The organism is Pseudomonas sp. 65/3-MNA-CIBAN-0223 (assembly GCF_040310425.1).
Lineage (GTDB): Bacteria > Pseudomonadota > Gammaproteobacteria > Pseudomonadales > Pseudomonadaceae > Aquipseudomonas > Aquipseudomonas gregormendelii.
On sequence record NZ_JBEOPV010000325.1, the window covers coordinates 1 to 240 of the forward strand.

A 240-nucleotide genomic window follows, 5' to 3' on the forward strand; every position below is an offset into this window, starting at 1 on the left:
TCCCAAAGCAACCCGTTCGTGGCCGACTCCCTGCGCCTGACCGATTGCTCGCTGATCAGCGACGGCGCCGCTGCGATTATCCTTGCCTCGCCCAAACGTGCGCGGGCGTTTCGTCGCGAGGTGCAAATCCGCGCGATGACTCAGGTCAACGACACCTTGCCCATCGCCCAGCGCGACATCCTGGCCTTTGAAGGGCCGCAACGCGCGATCCATGCAGCGCTGCGCGGGGCGAATGTGACC

General features: G+C 65.4%; 1 pseudogene. It reads left to right on the top strand.

What is annotated here, in order from left to right:
* Positions 1-240, top strand: a pseudogene (locus AAEZ09_RS29070) (thiolase domain-containing protein); the annotation flags it as partial.